The following is a 6,438-nucleotide window of genomic DNA, read 5'->3' as shown; positions in this document are numbered from 1 at the left end:
CTCCCCGCCGCCGCCGACCTTGACGTCGCCCGCAAACGCCTGCCGCGCGTGCAGATACCTGACGGCGCCCTGCCCATGCTCGTCACCCTCGCCGCCCGCTTCGGCATTCACAGCCTGCGTGCCCCCAGCCTCGCCCTGCGCACCGCGCGCGCCCTCGCCGCGCTCGACGCCGAGATGACAGTCACCGACGCCCAGCTTCAGGAAGCCGCCGAACTGGTCTATCCCTCCCGCGCCACCATGATGCCCACCGAGGCCGAGGACGAGGACGAAACCCCGCCCGAAACCCCCGAGCCCGACCAGGCCAACGCCCCGGACACCGACCGCGACCAGTCCCTCACCGACCTTCCCGACGACATCCTCGTCTCCGCCATCGCCGCGCTCCTGCCGCCCGACATCCTCGACCGTCTCGCCGCCAAATCCACCCGCCCCGCCAATGCGGCAGGCAGCGGCGCGGGCGACCGCCGCCGCGGCAACCGCCGGGGTCGCCCCCTGCCCTCACGCCCGGGCCACCCCTCGGCCCAGGCCCGGATCGATCCGATCGCGACCCTGCGCGCCGCCGCCCCTTGGCAGACCCTCCGCCGCACCGGGCGCAACGCCGACCGCGCGCTCGTGATTCTGCCGTCTGACATCCGCATCAAGCGGTTCGAGGACCGCTCCGACCGCCTGCTCATCTTTACCGTCGACGCCTCCGGCTCCGCCGCCGTTGCCCGGCTGGCAGAGGCCAAGGGGGCCGTTGAACTCATGCTCACCCAAGCTTACGCCCGCCGCGACCAGGTCGCCCTGCTGGCCTTTCGCGGCACCGGCACCGACACCTTACTGCCGCCCACCCGCTCGTTGGTGCAGGCCAAACGCCGCCTCGCCTCGCTGCCCGGCGGCGGCGGCACGCCCCTCGCCTCCGGCTTGATGGCCGCAGGCGACCTTGCCCAATTGGCCCGCGGCCGCGGCCTCACGCCGATGCTGGTCCTGTTGACGGACGGCCGCGCCAACATCCCGCTCACCGGCGATCCCGACCGCGCCACCGCGAACGACGACGCCACCCGCATCGCCGCCAGCCTGCGCGCGCAGGGCATCTCCGGCGTCCTCGTCGACACCTCCAACCGCCCCACCGACACGGCCCGCACCATCGCTGTGGCCCTCGGCGCGCGCTACCTCGCCCTGCCCCGCGCCGACGCCCACGGGATCAGCACCGCCGTCACCTCGGCACTCGGAGCCTGAGTGCCATGGACTGGGCCCGCGACCTGCCCGACTGGCCCCATGCGGCTGCATCTCACCGCGTCCGCCACCGCCCGCACGACTGGCACATTCAGGAATGGGGCACCGGCCCCACGCTCCTCTTGCTGCACGGCGCAGGCGCCAGCACGCATACTTGGCGCGACCTCATTTCACGCTTGTCTGAAAACCACCACGTCATCGCCCTCGACCTGCCGGGTCACGGCTTCACCCGCGCCGGCAGCGTCTCCCGCCTCGGTCTGCAGACCACCGCCGAGGATATCGCCGCCCTCTGCACCTCCGAGGACTGGCAGCCAACAGCGCTCATCGGCCACTCCGCCGGTGCCGCCGTCGCACTCGACCTTGCCACGCGCCTGCCCGGCACCCCTGCTGTCATCGGCCTCAATGCCGCGCTTGACCGGTTCGAAGGCATGGCGGGCTGGCTTTTTCCGATGCTGGCCAAGCTCCTGGCGCTGAACCCGGTCACCGCCATCGCCTTCTCGGCGGGCGGCGCACGTCCGGGCCGCGCCCGCAACGTGATCCGCGCCACCGGCTCCACGCTCTCCGAAGAGGGCCTTGCCTGGTACAGCCGCCTCCTCGCCGACCGCGCCCATGTGGACGGCACATTGCAGATGATGTCCCGCTGGAGCACGGACGCCCTGCTCGACCGCCTGCCCGAAATTGAGAATGACGTGCTGCTGATCACCGGCGACCGCGACACGGCCGTGTCGCCCCAGGTGTCGGACCGTGCCGCAGCCGTTCTGCCAAATGCCGAACGGTTCACGCTGGAGGGCCTGGGCCACCTCGCCCACGAGGAAGATCCCGACCGCCTTTGCGACATCATGCTGGATTGGCTCCAAGGCAAATCTTTTTAAAAAAGATTTGCCAAAAGCTTTATCAAAGCTTTTGACCGCTCACCTCTGCCCCAGCGCCGCGCGCCCTTTCCGGCTGTACCCCCGCGTCATCCGGTCCGCGATCATCGCCAGCGTCGCCATCCCGATGCCGGCAATCATCCCGACGCCGAAATCCCCGTTGTTGAGGCCGATGTATATCTCCTGGCCCAAATCACTCGTGCCCACCAGCGCCGTGATCACCAGCATCGCCACCCCGAACATGATCGTCTGGTTCAGCCCCAGAAGCAGCTGCGGCAGGGCCAGCGGCAACCGCACCCGCCACAGCATCTGCCACCGGGTCGACCCGCACGCCTTGGCCGCCTCGATCACCTCGGCGTTGACGCCGCGCAACCCATGCTCGGCATAGCGGATCGCGGGCACGATCGCATAGGCCATGATCGCCAGAAGCGCGGTGAAATCCCCCAGCTTGAAGAACATCACGAAGGGGATCAGGATCACGAAAAGCGGCATCGTCTGCAACGTGTCGCTTATGGGGCGCAGAAAGGCCGACACCGCGTCATTCTCGGACGCGATCACCCCCAGCGTCGTACCGATCAGGAACGACAGCGCCACCGCCAGCCCACACAGGTAGAACGAAATCGTCGCCTCGGGCCAGACGCCCGCCAGCATCAGGAAGGCCAGCCCCACCGCCGTGCCGATCGCCAGCCGCCGCCCGCCCGCCTGCCACGCCAGCAGCACCATCACGCCTGCAATCGAAAGCCACGGCAAGCCAGTGATCCCGAAATAGAGCAGGATCGCCAGCAGCGAGACCCCGATGGCCGCCCGCACCCGGCGCCGCACTAGCAACCAACCGACCAGCCCCACCATCGCTACGGCGTAGCCTATCTTCATCGGAGTGGTGAACTCGAAGCCCCAGGAAAACGGGCTGATCGTCTCATCCAGCCCCATCTTCACCGGCAGCATCAGGTAAAACAGCGCCGTCGTCTTGATCGCCTTGATCGTGCCCGCGAATTCCACCAGCAACCAGTTGAACGCGTCGTTCATCGCATCCGCCGGATAGACCTCCCACGCCCGCGGATACTCCTGCAGGAACGGGAACACCCGCGCCAGTCCCAGCATCAGAACCGCGAACACCGCCGCCACGATCCAGTAACGGTAGCGGGCGACGAAACTCTCGTCCTCGCCCCCGTCCGGCGACCGCCCCATCGCGGCCCGCGCCGTGATCCGGTCCATCACCATCGCCATCAGCGCGATCACCACGCCCGCCAGTATCGCCTCGGCCACGTTGGCCTTGCGGATATGGGTCAGCACTTCCCAGCCGATATCGGACGTGCCGCCGATGATCGACGCGATGATGATCATCGAAAAGGCGGCCATCATCGTCTGGTTCACCCCCAGCAGGATCTGCCGCAGCGCACTGGGCACCCGTACGCGCCAGAACATCTGGCCCGCCGTGGCCCCCGCCATCATCCCCGCCTCGATCACCTCCTTGTCGACTCGGGCGAGCCCCAGCGTGGTGTTTCGCACCATCGGCGGCACGGCATAAAGCACCGAGGCGATCAGCCCCACCACCGGCCCGAAGCCGAAGAGCAGCAGGATCGGTAGGAGATAGGCAAAGACCGGAATTGTCTGCAACGTGTCCATCGTCGGCGTGATCACCCGCTCGGCCCGGTCGGAATAGAATGCCCAGGTCCCCACGCAGAACCCGATTGCCACCGCCAGCGGTACCGAGACCAGCACCAGCGCCAGCGAATTCATCGACTCGAACCAGTAGCCGATCACGACCATGTAGAACATCGCCAGAAACGTGAACACGGCCAGCTTCCAGCCCGACACAGCGAAGGACGCGATCACCAAAAGGCCGACCGTCAGCGCCCAGGGCATCCAGTGCAACAACTCCCGCACCCACGACATCGGGTAATCCATCACGTCCGAAAACGCGCGGAACGCCGGGCCGGCGGTCTCCACGACCCAGTCCATCCCGGTGTTCAGCCACTCGGTCATCGGCCATTCCCACGCCTCGGGGAACTCCATCAGCCAGCCCAGCCGGTCACGAAAGCCCAGCGCCACCAGCGTGAGGCCGATCAGCGCGAACCACGCCCAATGCATCCTGGCGGCGTTCATGCCGGCGCGTCCTCCTGCTCGGACAACCTCGCCAGCGCCTTCACCACGCTTTGCGCTGTAACCACGCCCGTCACCGTGCCGCCTTGCTCCACCGCCAGCCCCTCGGGACGCGACGACAACATCGGCAACAGCGCCTCGACCGACACATCGCCCGCCACGCGCTCACGGCCGTCGGCCGGGCCGGCATCGGGGTCCGTCACCTCATGGGCCCGCAGCACGCGGACCATGGGCACGTCATTGGTGAACTCGGCCACGTAATCATCCGCCGGATTGGTGATCAACTGCGCCGGCGTGCCGGTCTGCACCACGCGCCCACCGCGCATGATCATCATCCGGTCCGCCACGCGCAGCGCCTCCAGGAAATCATGCGTGATGAACACGATGGACTTGTGCAGATCGTTCTGAATCCGCAGGAACTCGTCCTGCATCTGCCGCCGGATCAACGGGTCCAGCGCCGAAAACGGCTCGTCCAGCAGCCACAGATCCGGGTCCACGGCCAGCGACCGGGCGATGCCCACCCGCTGCTGCTGCCCGCCCGACAACTGGTGCGGATAGCTTTTCTCGCGCCCTTCCAGCCCCACCAGCTCGATCACCTTACTCACCCGTTCGCGGGTGTGGTCCTGCGCCGCGCCTTGCAGGCTCAGCGGAAAGGCGATGTTCTCCCAGACGCTCAGATGCGGCATCAGGCCGAAATTCTGGAACACCATGCCGATCTGGTGGCGGCGCACCTCGATCATCTCCTTGTCGGATTTCGCGCGCAGGTCCTCGCCATCCAGCAGGATTTCGCCATGCGTCGGCTCCACCAGCCGCGACAGGCAGCGCACCACCGTGGACTTGCCCGAGCCCGACAGGCCCATGATCACGAAAATCTCGCCCACGGCGACGTCAAAGCTCACATCGGCAGCCGCCGGAATGGCGCCATCCTCCCGGATGCGCTCGGCCAGCGCCGGCGTCTCGTCGGCAGGCTGGCCGCTCGAAAAATACCGCTCCGGTTTCTTGCCGTAGACCTTCCAGATGTGGCGACAGGACAGCCTCGGCTGGTCCGTTCCGGCGCCATCGCTTGCATGCGTGTCGCTCATGCTGCCCCTGTCCCCGCTGATACGAAAAAGCCGGGCGTCAGAACCCCCGGCCTTTCCGATGCGTCCATTCGCACCTTACTGCGCAGCCTTTCCGGCCTCGACCCAGGGACCCCAAGTCTCTTCATTGGCGTCGATCCATTCGGCCACGACCTCTTCCAGGTCCCGGCCTTTCTGGTCGATCTCCAGCATCAGCGCGTTCTGCACTTCGTTGTCGATGGAAATCTCGTTGAAAACCGCCGCCACGCCCGGGTTCGCCTCGGCGAACTCGGCATTGATGATCTTGTCGATCGACGCCTGCTGAAAGCCGCAGGCCGCCCCACGCTCTTGGCCTTCTTCCTCGACGCACTCACCGTCGGCAGCGTCCCACTGGACCCATTCCATCTCCATGTCGGCAAACAGCCAATGCGGCTGCCAGAACATCATCAGGATGGGGTCCTGCGTCGCCGTGGCCGATTTCAGCTCGGCGATCATCGCGCCTTCCGATCCGCCCGCGACCGGCTCGAACGGGATGTCGATCATCGCCACCACGTCCTTGGACCGGGTGCCCCAGTCGGCGGGATAGGTGATCAGCCGGCCCTTGGGAAACGTATCGGCGGCGGCAAACGCCTGCGCACAGTCATAGAGCGCCTCGTAATCCGGCAGGCCGGGGCACTGTTCCTTCATGTAGGGCGGATAGATCCAGCCTTCCTGCGGCTGCAGGCCCAGCTGGCCCACCACGGTGATGTCGCCCGACTCCACCGCTTTGGGATAGATGTCGCCGACGTTGTTGGTCCAGACCTCGGGCTGCAAATGCAGGTCACCATTGGCGATGGCGGCGAATTGCGGCACCGCCCCGGCGGTCACGTATTCCACGTCATGCCCGGCCTTTTCCAGCAGCGTGCCGGTGATATGCGCCGAGATATGCTGACCCGTCCATTCGTTGATCGGGATCCGGACCGTCTCGGCCTGCGCCATCCCGGCCCCGGCCAGTGACAGGCTCGCGGCCCACAAGACAGAATTCATCCTCATCTTTCTCTCCCTGTTTTTATTGATGCAGATCATGGCCGTCATCATGCGACGTCCGCAACGTGGACCCAAGCACAAATGTTTGTTGACCAATGAGTTAATAAAAACAAACCTCATATCGGGCGTCCGCGGCGCGGCTGCCGGTTTAATGAGCATAGCGAAGGGGA

5 protein-coding genes are annotated in these 6,438 nt (G+C 66.5%); 2 read left to right on the top strand and 3 right to left on the bottom strand.

Annotation, left to right across the window (positions count from 1 at the left end):
• Positions 1-48: 48 nt before the first annotated feature.
• Positions 49-1,215, top strand: a complete 1,167-nt coding sequence (locus RBB18_RS19650; protein ID WP_306121269.1) for a VWA domain-containing protein — start codon at positions 49-51, stop codon at positions 1,213-1,215.
• Positions 1,216-1,220: 5 nt separating this feature from the next.
• A complete protein-coding gene (gene bchO, locus RBB18_RS19645; protein ID WP_306111597.1) occupies positions 1,221-2,084 on the top strand; it encodes an alpha/beta fold hydrolase BchO in 864 nt (287 codons plus the stop codon).
• 39 nt (positions 2,085-2,123) lie between these two features.
• Here bchO and RBB18_RS19640 read toward each other — a convergent pair whose 3' ends face one another.
• The 3 genes from RBB18_RS19640 to RBB18_RS19630 form a co-directional block, all read right to left on the bottom strand.
• Positions 2,124-4,187, bottom strand: coding sequence for an ABC transporter permease subunit (locus tag RBB18_RS19640; RefSeq protein ID WP_306111598.1), 2,064 nt, complete (start codon positions 4,185-4,187; stop codon positions 2,124-2,126).
• Positions 4,184-5,266: a glycine betaine/L-proline ABC transporter ATP-binding protein gene (locus RBB18_RS19635; RefSeq protein WP_306111599.1), complete on the bottom strand. Its 1,083-nt coding sequence runs from the start codon at positions 5,264-5,266 to the stop codon at positions 4,184-4,186. Before RBB18_RS19635 ends, RBB18_RS19640 begins: the two co-directional genes overlap by 4 nt.
• A 75-nt stretch (positions 5,267-5,341) precedes the next feature.
• Positions 5,342-6,274 (bottom strand): ABC transporter substrate-binding protein, encoded by a 933-nt coding sequence (locus RBB18_RS19630; RefSeq protein ID WP_103764434.1) that lies wholly within the window; start codon positions 6,272-6,274, stop codon positions 5,342-5,344.
• Between the last annotated feature and the right edge of the window lie 164 nt (positions 6,275-6,438).

This window comes from Roseovarius sp. MMSF_3298 (assembly GCF_030733705.1).
Classification (GTDB): domain Bacteria; phylum Pseudomonadota; class Alphaproteobacteria; order Rhodobacterales; family Rhodobacteraceae; genus Roseovarius; species Roseovarius confluentis.
Note: the sequence above shows the minus strand (reverse complement) of the source record. Positions and strands in the feature narration are given on the sequence as shown.